Source organism: Dysgonomonas sp. ZJ279 (genome assembly GCF_011039205.1).
Taxonomy (GTDB): domain Bacteria; phylum Bacteroidota; class Bacteroidia; order Bacteroidales; family Dysgonomonadaceae; genus Dysgonomonas.
In genome coordinates, this window is the sequence record NZ_JAAKEL010000004.1 from 46,335 (window position 1) to 60,619 (window position 14,285).

Annotated in this window: 10 protein-coding genes; all 10 read left to right on the forward strand. The window is 36.5% G+C overall.

Going from position 1 to position 14,285, the window contains the following annotated elements; all coding sequences use genetic code 11:
* Positions 1-6: 6 nt before the first annotated feature.
* The 10 genes from G7Y57_RS07070 to G7Y57_RS07115 all read left to right on the forward strand — a co-directional run bounded on the left by G7Y57_RS07070 (position 7) and on the right by G7Y57_RS07115 (position 14,282).
* On the forward strand, positions 7-1,581 hold the full coding sequence (locus tag G7Y57_RS07070) for a RagB/SusD family nutrient uptake outer membrane protein (RefSeq protein WP_165021553.1): 1,575 nt from the start codon (positions 7-9) through the stop codon (positions 1,579-1,581).
* A gap of 22 nt (positions 1,582-1,603) precedes the next feature.
* A complete protein-coding gene (locus G7Y57_RS07075) occupies positions 1,604-2,722 on the forward strand; it encodes a SusE domain-containing protein (protein ID WP_165021555.1) in 1,119 nt (372 codons plus the stop codon).
* A gap of 19 nt (positions 2,723-2,741) precedes the next feature.
* The gene (locus G7Y57_RS07080) at positions 2,742-3,872 is read left to right on the forward strand and encodes a SusE domain-containing protein (RefSeq protein ID WP_165021557.1); all 1,131 of its coding nucleotides are present in this window, start codon (positions 2,742-2,744) and stop codon (positions 3,870-3,872) included.
* Between the two features lie 22 nt (positions 3,873-3,894).
* A complete protein-coding gene (locus tag G7Y57_RS07085; protein ID WP_165021559.1) occupies positions 3,895-5,259 on the forward strand; it encodes an alpha-amylase family glycosyl hydrolase in 1,365 nt (454 codons plus the stop codon).
* A gap of 11 nt (positions 5,260-5,270) precedes the next feature.
* Positions 5,271-6,578 (forward strand): alpha-amylase family glycosyl hydrolase, encoded by a 1,308-nt coding sequence (locus G7Y57_RS07090; RefSeq protein ID WP_165021561.1) that lies wholly within the window; start codon positions 5,271-5,273, stop codon positions 6,576-6,578.
* 10 nt (positions 6,579-6,588) lie between these two features.
* The gene (locus G7Y57_RS07095; protein ID WP_165021563.1) at positions 6,589-8,577 is read left to right on the forward strand and encodes a glycoside hydrolase family 97 protein; all 1,989 of its coding nucleotides are present in this window, start codon (positions 6,589-6,591) and stop codon (positions 8,575-8,577) included.
* A 1,182-nt stretch (positions 8,578-9,759) separates the two neighbouring features.
* A complete protein-coding gene (locus G7Y57_RS07100; protein WP_165021565.1) occupies positions 9,760-10,278 on the forward strand; it encodes a UpxY family transcription antiterminator in 519 nt (172 codons plus the stop codon).
* Between the two features lie 41 nt (positions 10,279-10,319).
* Positions 10,320-12,263, forward strand: a complete 1,944-nt coding sequence (locus tag G7Y57_RS07105) for a polysaccharide biosynthesis protein (protein ID WP_165021567.1) — start codon at positions 10,320-10,322, stop codon at positions 12,261-12,263.
* A 16-nt stretch (positions 12,264-12,279) separates the two neighbouring features.
* The gene (locus G7Y57_RS07110) at positions 12,280-13,401 is read left to right on the forward strand and encodes a glycosyltransferase (protein ID WP_165021569.1); all 1,122 of its coding nucleotides are present in this window, start codon (positions 12,280-12,282) and stop codon (positions 13,399-13,401) included.
* Positions 13,362-14,282 carry a glycosyltransferase family 2 protein gene (locus G7Y57_RS07115; RefSeq protein WP_165021571.1) on the forward strand — a complete coding sequence of 307 codons (921 nt, stop codon included), beginning with the start codon at positions 13,362-13,364 and terminating at the stop codon, positions 14,280-14,282. Before G7Y57_RS07110 ends, G7Y57_RS07115 begins: the two co-directional genes overlap by 40 nt.
* Positions 14,283-14,285: the final 3 nt, after the last annotated feature.

A 14,285-nucleotide genomic window follows, 5' to 3' on the forward strand; every position in this document is an offset into this window, starting at 1 on the left:
ACAATCATGAAAAAAATATATAGTATATTAATCGCCTGTAGCTGCCTGGCCATTTTATTCTCATCGTGCCTTGATGATTTGAATACAGAACCATTAAGCAGTAATGTCTTATTGCCGGAGAGAGCATGGGAAGACCCCAATTCTTACGAACAATTTGTAGCTAAGATATATGCCGGATTTGCACTCTCCGGTAATGAAGGCCCTGCGGGACAACCTGATATTGCAGCAGATGATCAAGGTGAAGCTACCTTTATAAGAACCTACTGGAATTTGCAGCAACTATGTACCGACGAAGTCATAGGTGCTTGGGATAATGAAACACTTAGAAGTTTACAATTTTGTCAATGGAATTCAAGTAATCACTTCATATCATTAAACTATACACGTATGTATATGAATATTGCTTACGCCAATGAGTTTATGAGACAAACCACAGACGAAAGATTAAACCAACGTAACGTTGATCCTGAACTTAGAAGCAAGATTCATACTTTTCGTGCAGAGATAAGAGCATTACGGGCATTAAATTATTACTTCCTAATGGATTTATATTCTAATATACCGTATATAGACGAAGCAGCCGGTGTAACTACTAATTTCCCGGAACAAAAAGACCGTGCATTTTTCTTCTCTTGGATAGAATCTGAATTGAAGGATATTGAAGATGAGCTTCCGACAAATAATGGAATGGCTACTTATGGTAAGTTAACCAAACCTGTAGCCTGGATGATTCTATCTAAATTGTACTTGAATGCCGAAGTATATATTGGGGTTAAGAAGTACACTGAATGCCTTACATATCTCAATAAAATATTATCGGCAGGATACACGCTCGATCCTACTTATAAAAATATGTTCGGTGCTGATAATCATAACTCATCGGAAATTATCTTCCCTATTGTATTCGACGGACTAAAAGCAACTACTTATGGTGGTACAACCTTTCTTTTGGCTGCTTCTTACAAATCGGATATGGATCCTAGCGCCAATTTCGGGTTTACACAAGCGTGGTCAGGTATACGTGCCCGAGAAACATTATCTGTTTTGTTCGACAATAACGATGCACGTGCTCTTTTCTGGAAAGAAAACCGCACACTAGAGACTTCCACCTGGTATGATTTCGCCAAAGGGTGGTCTGTCATAAAATATACAAATATGAATAGTGATGGCACACCGGGTTCTAACAGCGTATTTTCGGATACCGATTTTCCCATGTACCGACTGGCTGATGTATATCTGATGTATGCAGAGGCGGTTCTTCGCGGAGGACAAGGTGGTACACGCGACCAGGCTCGTACTTATGTAAATGATTTACGGGAGAGAGCCAAAATATCAAAAGTGAGTGATACGCAATTTAACCTGTTGTTTATTCTTGACGAACGCTCACGCGAATTGTATTGGGAAGGACACCGCCGTACAGATTTGATACGTTTCGATCGTTTTACAAGAAACTACTCATGGCCATGGAAAAACGGAGTCTTCAGTGGTGTACCAAATATTGATGACAAATTTAAATTGTATCCCTTGCCTGTTAGCGAGTTGACGGCAAATCCAAACTTGACCCAGAATAAAGGCTTCTAATTAATGATTTAAAAGTAAGAAAATGAAAACATATAAAATATTTTTAGCATCCCTCTTCTGCATATTAGCTCTTTGCGCCTGTAACAAAGACGAAACCCCCGTGTTGACTCATGTGGAGACGAGTATATTGGATAATTTGCCGGCTCAAAACTATATATTGGAAGAACCTGCGAAAGGAACCAACCCTCTGTTATTTACTGTAACATGGACTGAAACTGTGTTTCACTTCGATGGCGAAAATACCCCACGACCCGCAGGGCCGGTTAATTACACACTTCAGATAGACAGAAAAGGAAATAATTTTGCATCGGCTCAAGTTTTGGCAGCAACCAATACTCTTTCTTCCAATATTTATCTGAATGATATAAACTTATTACTACTGAATAAATTGGGGGCATTACCTAACGAAGCTATTGATGTCGAATTGCGGATAGTAGCCGATTATGGACAAAATATGGCAGGCTTAGCTATTTCGGGAAATACACTGCCCGTTTCAATCACACCATATGAAGCGAAAAAAGAGTTACAAGCCCTTTACATTATAGGTGATATGAATAGTTGGAACAATACGAATACAGACTTTATAATGTATCGTAATAATAATTCTGATGAGGAAATATATACCTATACAGGCCGGCTTGCAGCAAATACTTATTTCAAATTTATACTTGAACAAGATTTGGGTACTAACAAAATGTATTCACGCAATGATGAGACTACACTTGTATATGCCGAAATGAGCGATGGTGCATTCCATAACGAAACAGAAGGTTATAAAACAATAACCCTCAATCTGAAAGAGCTGACTTATACCATCGTTGATTATGACGCATCAGCTGATATGATTTATAATACAATAGGCCCTATCGGTGGATTTTGCGATTGGGATAATGAACCGGCAATGATCAAGTCTGCTTATGACCCTCACCAATGGAGTATAACTTACGAATTTAAAATATCTACCGCTTGTAAATTCAGAGGAAATAAAGATTGGGTATACAACTGGGGTGGTGATTCGAGTGATATACCTTATGGAAAAGCTGTCTTTGACGGAGCGGGAACAGATATAAAAACTCCGGGAACGTATAAAATTAATTACAATGACATAACTCATCATTTTGTAATCTTGTCACAAGAATAACCTATAAATCGCTGTAAACATGAAGAAAATAAAATATATAATAAGTTTGTTTTGTATGCTGACTTTAATGTCGGCATGCAGCAACGATGAAAGCATCGGCAGTATATCGACTACGGAACCTGTACTCAATTCATTAGCTAGTAATGAGTGGGTTTTAACTCAACCCGAAGTAGATCAAAACCCTTTCTTATTCAGATTGAACTGGACAAAAGCACGTTTCTTTGATCAATCGGGAGAAGCACTCTATGTCGATAATGTACAGTATGACATCGAAGCCGATTTATCAGACAATAATTTTTCTAAACCGATTATATTGGTTTCAACTACTAAACTATTTGCAGACATATACACGCAGCAGTTTAATACAGCCATTGCACAAATGCTGGGAGCAGAAAGTAAGACTATTCAAAATATAAACATTCGTGTAAAAACATCGGGAGGTTCTGGGGAATCTGTTTATTCGGAAGCTTTAACACTCGTAGTTACACCCTATATCTATGTAGCACCTGTGCCAGATCCCGAATCATCTAAACACATCTATATAATAGGAGATATGAATGGATGGAATCCTAATAATACCGACTTTATTATGTATCGCAATAGTAACGATGTAGAAGATGGTGTTTATACATATACAGGATATTTTGCAAATGGAAATGAAGGTGCTTATTTCAAATTCTGCGCTGAAGAATTCTTAGGTGGCTACAACAATATGTACTGTGCCGGAGAGGGTGGTAAACTAGAGTTTGGCGATACAGGTGCATTTTATGCTGGGCCGGGTTATTATACAGTAACTATCGATATCATAAATATGACATGGACACTTACACCTTATGATGCATCAGCAGCAAAAAACTATACTACAATGGGACCTATCGGTGGTTTCTGTGGATGGGATAATGAACCGCTAATGACTAAATCTGCTTACGATCCACACCAATGGCATATTGCATATCTGTTCGAATCGGGTACTGCATGCAAATTCAGAGGCAACAAAGACTGGGCTAATAACTGGGGTGGCGGAGAATTTGATATTCCGTACGGAAAAGGCGTTTTTGATGGTGGCGGAGCTTCTATAAACGAGCCCGGCTTATACGACATCTACTTTAATGACCTTACCGCTCATTACATTATTAAGATACGAAATTAAAGATAGAAAAAAAATATAGATTATGAATACAATTAAATTATTCGTACTGGGTCTTATTGCAATATTCTCATTCTATAGTTGTAGTGACGATGAAGATGATAATTGGCAAGAAATACCAAATACCGAAATAACACCCGTAAGCAAAAACAACAATGTAATTTACGAAGTTAATATTCGCAACTACTCAGCCGAAGGCAATTTCAAAGGTTTGGAAAAAGATTTACCAAGACTCAAAGAGTTGGGTGTAGATATATTATGGCTCATGCCTATACATCCTGTTGGAGAGAAAAATAAAATTGGAACGAAGGGCAGCCCTTATTCTATAAAAGATTATAAAGCCATTAATCCCGACTATGGTACAGATACCGATCTGAAATCACTAATTGCCACGGCACATGCTTCGGGTATAAAAATATGGTTTGACTGGGTAGCAAACCATACAGCATGGGATCATGTTTGGGTTGGTAATCACCTTAATTTCTATGCTTCGAAAAATGGTGTACGTCCGTATTCTCCCGAAAATTGGAGTGATGTAATTCAGTTGGACTATAAAAATGCGGATATGCGTGCAGAAATGATCGATGCCATGAAATATTGGGTTGAAAGTTTTGATATAGATGGATACAGATGTGACGCAGCTACATATATTCCCCTTTCTTTCTGGCACGAAGCACGTACGGAAATAGATAAAGTGAAAGAAATAACATGGCTCTGCGAAGGCGATAATGCTTCTTATATGCAGGTATTCGACTACGATTACGCCTGGAGTTTCAATACTGCTCTGAACGATTTTGGCAAGACCAACAATATTTCTAATCTGGTGAGCGAGTGTAACAAACTATTCAGCAACAATGCTTATACCAATAAAGGGCGAATGATTTACCTTACAAATCACGACCTGAATGCATACGACGGCACAGAATTTACCAGATATGGAAAGAATGTATTACCTCTTACAGTATTGTCTTTCACAATCTACGATATGCCTCTTATTTATAATGGGCAGGAAATAGGTATGGATAAAGTGATGGGACTGTTCGATGTCGTCCCTGTGGTATGGACACCAGCTAATAATACATATAACGATCTGTTCAAAAAACTGACCCAGTTAAAAAGAACACAACCTGCACTCGAAGACGGAACAAACAGAGGAGTGCTGAAAGTATATCCGACTAATAATGAAGATATATTCGTGTATTCAAGAAAAAGAGGAACGAATGAAGTCATAACTATGCTTAATCTTACAGATCATTCTATAAAATTCAAATTCAGTAATACCACACCATTAGGTACTTTCAGAGATTATCTGAAAGGAGGGAATCAGGATTTCTCTTTGCAAACAGAAATAGAACTTCCTGCGAATGGCTATAGTATATATGTTAAATAAACAATAGAATAATGACTAAATATTTATTATCGTTTTGCCTTTTATTTACCCTATTGAGTTGTGCTCGGCAAGGGCAAAAAACATATACCTTGCCCCAGTTGGACGATGTTGTGATATATCAGGTAAACCCTCGTGTATTTGCTGAAAAGGAATCTTTTAATGCAATCGGATTATATCTTGATTCAATAAAACAATTAGGGGCAAATATTATCTGGTTTATGCCTATACATGAAATAGGAAAAGAGAAATCGGTCAATTCGCCCTATTGTGTGAAAGATTATAAATCGGTTAATTCAGAATTTGGGACGATGGAAGATTTCAAGAAGCTTATAACTCAATGTCATGACAAAGAAATTGGAGTTATAATCGATTGGGTTCCAAACCATACATCATGGGATAATCCATGGATAAAGAATACTGCATGGTACACACAAGATAGTATTGGCAACATTATTTCGCCGGCAGGAACAGGATGGAATGATGTAGCTGATCTCAATTTCAACAATCAGGATATGCGTTTAGCGATGATAGATGCGATGAAATATTGGATTGTAGAAGTCGGTATTGACGGATTCCGTTGCGATGCGGTTGATTTTGTTCCTGCCGACTTTCTGCAACAAGCAAATGACACGTTGAGGAGTATACCCGGGCATAAGCTACTCATGCTGGCGGAAGGAAAGAGAGAAGACCATTTCGATGTTGGTTTCGACCTTAATTATGCATGGGATTTTATGGAAGCCATGCGTGATGTGTATCTGAAAGATTCGTGTGCAACAGCTCTGTTCTCTGCCAACGAAGCGGAGTATAAAGCAATACCAAAAGGTAAGCGAAAACTAAGATTCAGCACGAATCATGATGAAACTCAAAAGCAATCTCCTGTTGAGGAATTTAATAGTGAACGTGGATCTATGTCAGCCTTTCTGGTTTCGGCATATATGCCGGGATGTCCTATGATTTACAGTTCGCAGGAAGTGGGATATCCAAAAGCGATTAATTTCTTCAGGTATACACCTGTCGATTGGTCTGCAAATAACAGACTAAGAAAAGAATACGAACGTATATTTCAGATATATAATATAAATGAAGCGTTACGTAAAGGAGACCTGAAAACATATCCTAACCAAAACATACTGTTGTTTGAGAGATATACGGATACCGAAAAAGTCATTGTAGCTATTAACGTAAGAAATGCAGAACAAAAGATGGAGCTTCCATACGATTTGAGCAACAAGAAATTCACTAATTTATTTTCGGGAAACTCAATGACCTTAGGTAATACAATGATTCTAAAGCCCTATGAATATTTAATTCTAAAATAAAATTATAGAAATGAAACATATAATCAGCTATTTTCTACTATTTATACTACTGATTACATCTGCTTGTAGTTCCAACTACTCGGATATAATATCATCCCCCGACGGAAAAATTAAATTGCAAGTCGGACTGGATGACGGAAAGATTTATTATACAGTAAACAAAGAAAATAAACCAATCTTAGACAAATCCTTTCTGGGTTTCACGCTGAAAGACAGCAATCTAAACAATGGATTTGAAATCAAGGATATAAAACATTCCACTTTCAGTGAAACTTGGGAACAACCTTGGGGTGAAGAGATATCTGTTGACAATACCTATAATGAAATGGCTGTCAATATCGAAGAAAAAAGCGGATTGAAACGTAAGTTTACAATAGTCTTTCGTGCGTTTAATGATGGTATAGGCTTTCGCTACGAATTTCCGGAGCAAGAGAACCTGAAAGATTTTGTTGTTATGAATGAACTTACTGAGTTTGCTCTTACAGGCAATCATAAGGCATGGTCTATTCCTTATAATACCGAGTTTTACGAAGGATTGTATAAAGCTTCTCCTGTAAATGAATTAGATACTGTTTGTTCTCCGTTGACAATGGAAACGAAGGATGGAATGTATTTAACGATACACGAAGCAAATCTGACAGATTATGCAGCCATGAATGTATATCCCGAAGACAAAACGACTGTATTAAGAACATATCTTACACCATGGGCAAGCGGAGAAAAAGTATTTATGACAGCTCCACACGTTACCCCTTGGCGGACGATGATTATTGCAGACTCGCCAGGGGATTTACTCCTTTCGCGACTGATGCTCAATCTAAATGAACCGAGTAAAATAGAAGATACTTCATGGATTACTCCCGGTCGTTATATTGGCATCTGGTGGGGTATGCACATGAAAGAGTATACATGGGATCAAGGCCCAAAGCATGGAGCTACAACCGAAAACGTAATTAAATATATTGATTTTGCTGCGAAGCATAATTTTGCAGGTGTACTTGTCGAAGGATGGAATAAAGGATGGGAAGATTGGCAGTCGTTCGAATTTTCAATTCCATATCCCGATTTCGATATTGCTAAAATTACAGATTATGCTGCATCAAAAAATGTAAAATTGATAGGTCATCACGAAACAGGTGGTAAAACCAAGAACTATGAGAACCAGATGGAAGATGCCTTTGCTTTTTATCAAAAATATGGTGTAAATGCAGTGAAGACAGGGTATGTAGGCGGAATATTGGATAACAAAGAAATGCATAGTAGCCAATATGGGGTTCGTCACTATCGCAAAGTAATTGAAACCGCCGCAAAATATCAGATAATGATTGATAATCATGAACCGGTAATGCCTACAGGCTTGCAACGTACTTATCCTAACCTGATGACACAAGAGGGCGTTCGTGGACAAGAATGGGATGCATGGTCTGTCGATGGAGGCAATCCGCCCGAACATACTACTATCATTCCTTTTACAAGAGGTCTGGCTGGACCTATGGATTTTACACCGGTAACATTCAATTTCAACAATCCGGTTCTTCCTAATACTCGGGTAAGGACAACATTGGCTAAACAATTGGCTTTATTTGTTGTCTTATACAGCCCTTTACAAATGGCATCGGATATGATAGAAAATTACGAAAAAAATCCTGAACCATTTCAATTTATCACTTCTTGTCCTACAAATTGGTCGAAGACTGTAGTTCCAAATGCAAAAATCGGGGAATACGTAACAATTGCACGTAAAGATCGCAATAGTGATAATTGGTTTGTTGGGAGTATTACTAACAGAGACAGTCGTAAATTATCTTTACCGTTAGATTTCCTTGACAAAAATGCGAAATATACAGCTAAGATTTATAAAGATGGCAAAAGTGCCAATTATGAAACAAATCCATATCCTATTAGTATCGAAGAAACTGAAGTTTCATCCAATTCCGTTTTGGACATCGATTTAGCATCTAGTGGCGGTACTGCCATAATGATTTCTAAAATGAAATAATTAAGTAATATATAAGTTATTGAAAATAAGGGATAAAATCCACTGTTTGTAAATTAAGAGTGTCTGAACTAGTCGAACGAAAAGAAGCGGAATAGAGAAAATCGAATAGAAACACCCATCAGTATTTAGCTGGTGGGTGTTTAACTATTTATCCTATATAAAGATATGCCCAACTTTTTCTAAAGCCATTCTTTTGGTGATCGTGGTTCCCGAAAAGGTTCTTATTAATATCTCAGAGGGTTGGTGAAAAATAACATATAGACTGACGTTGAGAACTCTCGCCATTCGTTGGAGTAAAGAAATATGTAAATGGAATCGTGAATCACTTGTGGCAATAAATAAACCAAAAACAAGGTTTATGCCATTATTTTTTTATCATATGACCAAGTAGAGAGGGAAAGGAAAATGAACTGATAATTTTAAATAAAGCAGTAAGATAAATGCATTATATCTAACAGAAAAAAACATGTAGTAGATAACTAAAATAAAAAAGAATTATCTTCCCCCCCCCCCAATAAATCGACATATTAGCTATTTTTTTAGAAATTGGCGTTTATTATGAAAAAAATAGCGTGTTTTATGAAAAGATAGATATGTTTTATTTCGGCATTATTTTCCACCTTTATCTACCTTTGGCTAATGAATAATCAATGACTAAAGTAGATCAAAGTGGTCTACAAGTGTGTTATGAGATTATTGTTTAATGTTCTTTTTTGACAACATTGCATGAAATTAATTACACAATAAGTTATTGATACGAGAAATGCCTTATTTAAAAGATTTACAAATACATCGCATTCTCTTGTTTAGAATTACGTTTAGCATTAAATTTATAAAGATTGTCTGACACACGCGAGTACTTAGTGCTATCCGTAATTTTCATCTAATCTAAAAACATTTTATTTTTGAAAGGGTATTTATGTATCTTTCAATAGCGAAGCTTTTGCTTTCCTCGAAAAATTTAACCTCATTATTTCATTGTAAAATATTGAAATAGAGATGAGAAACAAAATCGCTAACGCTTTAATTATCACATCAAAATTAAGCACTATTTGTTGCATTCTTATGTTACGCTGATGATAAGCAACATAAGCAGACTTCAATGAACTGAGGTTTTTCGTTCCATAGGGATGACAATAGATATATCACCTTGACAAATTTCACAACTCAACAATTTCACAAATGTTATACTACAAATCAAATGTGTGGTTTGCAGCTCGTGTAAGACGCAACCAAGAAAGACTAATAAAAGAAAAGCTGGAGCAACTTGGAGTGGAGAATTATATACCATTCCGAAAAGAAGTTCGCAAACGCAAAGATCGAAAGGTTGAAGTCTGGACGCCTGTTATTCCTAATATTGTTTTTATATATGCAGATTTTCATACCGGTATGTCAATAGCTAATGATTACGGAGTCAAAATCTCATACATGAAGTCTATAGATGGTAAGAGTCTGCTTATTGTGCCGCAAAAGCAAATGGACGATTTCAAATTGATATGTGAAAGTGGTGTAGAATACACTTTGGACGAAATTTACGAAAAAGGAGATCGTGTACAAGTTGTTGACGGATCTTTGAAAGGTGTTAGGGGAGAGCTGATAAGCACTGATAAAAATAACAGTAAAATGCTCATACGACTTGAAGGAATTGCTACTTTTAAATTGATAGTTCCTGCAAATATATTGAGTAAAGCACTGAATTAAATGAGTTTGCCAGATTTTACCTTAACGCTAGAATATAAAAAATGTCATTACTAAAGAGAAGTTTCGTTTCTATCAATACAAGCTATAGAGATAAACTACGTAATTTGCAATACTTGAATCGGGGTATTGTATTTACTACTGATTTGTTCTTATCTTCTTTCGGTACATTATGTGCTTTATTGCTTGTTTGGTTTATACAAAAAAAGAATAGTATAATGGACTCTGTTGGGTTCATTCTGATTTTGGCTATTGCAATTTCTACACTTTTGTTATTTTTATTTAGATTATACAAGACCAGTATAAGATTCTCCACGCTCCGTGAACTCAAACTGATATTCTTCCTTTTGGTTATCAAATCCCTACTAATATCATTGATTGTTATAAAACAAGATATTTTAGATGCAGATGATGCTATTACCTGCGGACTATTGGACATGCTTATATCTTCGTTCTTTATGATATTTTCTCGGGTTTTTATAGTAAGTATTTATTACTCGATATTGCATAGAGACGATAAGCCGACAAGCAATGTGCTAATTTATGGAGATAGTGAATATGCACCATTACTTGCCTCTCAAATTAATAACAATGATGAAGTTCCATACAAGGTTGTCGGAATACTAAGCCGGCAGCACCGGAAAAAAGGATTCAAAATCGCAGGTTTACGAATCTATACTTGGGATGGCGATTTGAGTAAATTATTACTTTCTATTAAGCAAAATATAACTCATATTATATTTACCAATTATGCTGATTTTAACTATGAGCATAATAGATTGGTATATAGCTGCATAGAGCATAATGTGCAAATGCTGATGAGTGGTAGAATACACCCATTAGAGAAACAGGATGTACGACAACGAATAAAACACATTGATATAGAAGATCTTTTGCAACGCGACGAAATAACAATAGATGTAGAGGCTGTATATCAAGAAGTAAGTGATAAGGTTGTATTAGTAACAGGTGCTGCAGGTTCTATCGGACGAGAGATCTCAGTGCAATTGGCACGCTTTGGTGTGAAACGATTGATTCTGTTGGATATTGCAGAGACACCGTTGCATAATTTGGAGCTTGATATGCAAAAGAAGTTTCCCAACCAGAATATTACCTTTATATTGAGTGATGTTCGTTCGAATACAAGAATCAAAAATGTATTCGAGCAAAATAAACCCGACTTTGTATTTCATGCAGCAGCTTATAAGCACGTTCCTTTAATAGAAAATAACCCTTGTGAGGGAGTTCTTACTAATATTGGAGGAACCATAAATATTGCTCGTCACGCACAACTTAATAAAGTAGAGAAATTCGTAATGATATCTACTGACAAAGCGGTGAATCCGACGAGTGTAATGGGAGCTACAAAACGCATAGCCGAATTGTGCATACAAGGATTGAATAACAATTCATCTCATACTCAGTTTATCACAGTTCGTTTTGGAAATGTATTGGGTAGTAATGGATCTGTCATCCCTCTATTTAGGAAGCAAATAGCGAGTGGGGGACCTGTGACTGTTACCCACCCCGAGATGATACGTTACTTTATGACAATTCCCGAAGCTTGCAGACTGGTTTTACAGGCTGCAACTATGGGAAGAAGTGGTGAAATTCTTGTTTTTGATATGGGAGAACAGGTAAACATTGATAATCTTGCCCGAAAAATGATATTACTTTCTGGATTTATCCCTGATGAAGATATAAAAATAGAATATACCGGTCTTCGTCCGGGAGAGAAACTGTATGAAGAGCTACTGACAGAAGCTGAATCTACTCAAATAACTAAAAATAAAAAGATAAGGATAGTACAGGGTGATAAAATAGACGATAAAAAATTAACACTTCAAGTAATAAAGCTCATGGGATATGCTGAAAAAATAGATATTACGAGCACTGTCCAAATGATGAAACAGATTGTTCCGGAATTCAAGAGTAACAATTCGGAGTTCGAGGTTTTTGATGAAGAAGAGCTTGTAACATACAGTTAGAAATAGAAAAATGGGTATGACTGAAAAACCGGTCAGGGTATTAATGCTTTTTACGATCCTCAATAGAGGAGGAGCAGAGACCATGGTAATGAATTATCTTAGAAAGATAGACCGTTCTAAAGTCATTTTTGATTTCATTGTGCACCGTGAAGAAAGGGGAGCTTATGAAGATGAAATAGAAAGTATGGGATGTAAAATATTCAGATTTCCTCCTATTAATATCTTTCGTACTTCGTCATATAAAAAGTCAATATCCGATTTTTTTGACATACACCCTAAATACAAAATAATACACGGTCATTGCTCCGAACTAGGTTACTATATATACAAGGAGGCTCATAAACGAGGTCTTAAATTTATTGCTGCCCATGCACATAGCGAACCTTGTGGATTTGATATGAAGATGCCTGTAAGAAATGTTCTTAAGTGGGCAATGCGACCTTATTTAACTCATTATTTCACTTGCGGTTGGGGTTCTGCAAAATGGTTATTTGGGAAAAAAATAATGAAAAAAGTAATTTTTTTTCCAAATGCAATCGATGCACATTCATTAATGTTCAATCCTCTAAGAAGAGAAAAAATAAGAGTTAACAATGAGTGGGTACAACGACTAGTTGTAGGTAATGTATCAAGTTTCTCACAACCCAAAAATCATTTTTTTCTTTTAGACATATTTGTTGAAATCGTTCGCCGCGAACCATCTGCACTATTAGTACTTGTGGGTAGTGGTGGTGACTTGGAGAGCAAAGTGAAAGAAAAAGTCTTGCGATTGGGGCTAAAGGAAAGTGTAAGGTTTATGGGAAGCCGTTCAGATATTCCTGATCTGTTGCAAGGAATGGATATATTCATCTTCCCTTCATATTTTGAAGGTCTGGGAATGGCACAACTAGAGGCTCAAGCATCAGGATTGCAAGTTCTAAATTCAACAAAAATACCTAAAGACGGAATTATTATACCCGAACTGGTAAATTTCCTATCACTGGAACAGCCTGCTACAGAATGGGCAGAAAAAGCATTGCAAATAGCAGAAAATAAAGATCGGAAGAATTGTTCACAGGAAATTATCGATATGGGATTTGATATAAATAAAAATGCAGAATGGCTTCAAAATCTATATATAACGGAAAGCCAACGCTAACCATATTCACTCCTGCTTATAACCGTGCTCATACAATCGACTTGTGTTATAAGAGCCTTTTGCGTCAGACTTCGTCTGATTTCAAATGGTTAATAGTCGATGATGGATCTACAGATTCTACAGGCGATTTGGTTAGGAGCTGGATTGCTGAAGGTAAAATCCCTATCGAATATCACTATCAGAAAAATCAAGGAATGCATGGAGCACATAATACTGCATATCAATTGATAGATACAGAATTGAATGTGTGTATAGATTCGGACGATTATCTTGCTGATAATGCAGTAGAGCTTATTGTCAATAAGTGGGAAAAGCATGGATCTGATGAATATGCAGGAATTATAGGTCTTGATGCAAAATTTGATGGAACAATAATCGGAACTGAATTTACGACAGATAAGACTACTCTTTCAGGTTTCTATACTCGGGGTGGGCGTGGAGATCGAAAACTTGTCTATCGCACATCGGTAGTAAGAAGCGTACCTGAGTATCCTCTTTTCGAGGGTGAAAAATATGTCGGGTTGGGTTATAAATACCAGCTTATTGATTTGAAATATGAGCTGTTGACAATAAATGAGGTACTATGTTATGTCGATTACCAGATTGATGGTTCTTCAATGAATATGTACCGACAATATTTCCGTAATCCGCAGGGGTTCGCATTTATACGTAAGGAGTCTATGAAACATCATCCCTCACACAAGCGGAGATTTGTTGAAGCTATGCATTATGTTAGTTCGAGTATAATTTGTCGTAACTCTAGGTTTATATCTGAGTCGCCATTCAAATTTATGACAGTGTTGGCTATACCTTTTGGGGTTGTACTATACTTGTGTCTTTTATTTCAATATAAGCGTAACAAATTTATGACCCTTGAATAGGAA

Bases quoted from the DNA above. Each gene is read 5' to 3' on its own strand.
- G7Y57_RS07070 (WP_165021553.1), top strand. From the start codon at position 7: ATGAAAAAAATATATAGTATATTAATCGCCTGTAGCTGCCTGGCCATT.
- G7Y57_RS07085 (WP_165021559.1), top strand. From the start codon at position 3,895: ATGAATACAATTAAATTATTCGTACTGGGTCTTATTGCAATATTCTCA.
- G7Y57_RS07075 (WP_165021555.1), top strand. From the start codon at position 1,604: ATGAAAACATATAAAATATTTTTAGCATCCCTCTTCTGCATATTAGCT.
- G7Y57_RS07090 (WP_165021561.1), top strand. From the start codon at position 5,271: ATGACTAAATATTTATTATCGTTTTGCCTTTTATTTACCCTATTGAGT.
- G7Y57_RS07080 (WP_165021557.1), top strand. From the start codon at position 2,742: ATGAAGAAAATAAAATATATAATAAGTTTGTTTTGTATGCTGACTTTA.
- G7Y57_RS07100 (WP_165021565.1), top strand. From the start codon at position 9,760: ATGTTATACTACAAATCAAATGTGTGGTTTGCAGCTCGTGTAAGACGC.
- G7Y57_RS07105 (WP_165021567.1), top strand. From the start codon at position 10,320: ATGTCATTACTAAAGAGAAGTTTCGTTTCTATCAATACAAGCTATAGA.
- G7Y57_RS07095 (WP_165021563.1), top strand. From the start codon at position 6,589: ATGAAACATATAATCAGCTATTTTCTACTATTTATACTACTGATTACA.
- G7Y57_RS07110 (WP_165021569.1), top strand. From the start codon at position 12,280: ATGACTGAAAAACCGGTCAGGGTATTAATGCTTTTTACGATCCTCAAT.
- G7Y57_RS07115 (WP_165021571.1), top strand. From the start codon at position 13,362: ATGGCTTCAAAATCTATATATAACGGAAAGCCAACGCTAACCATATTC.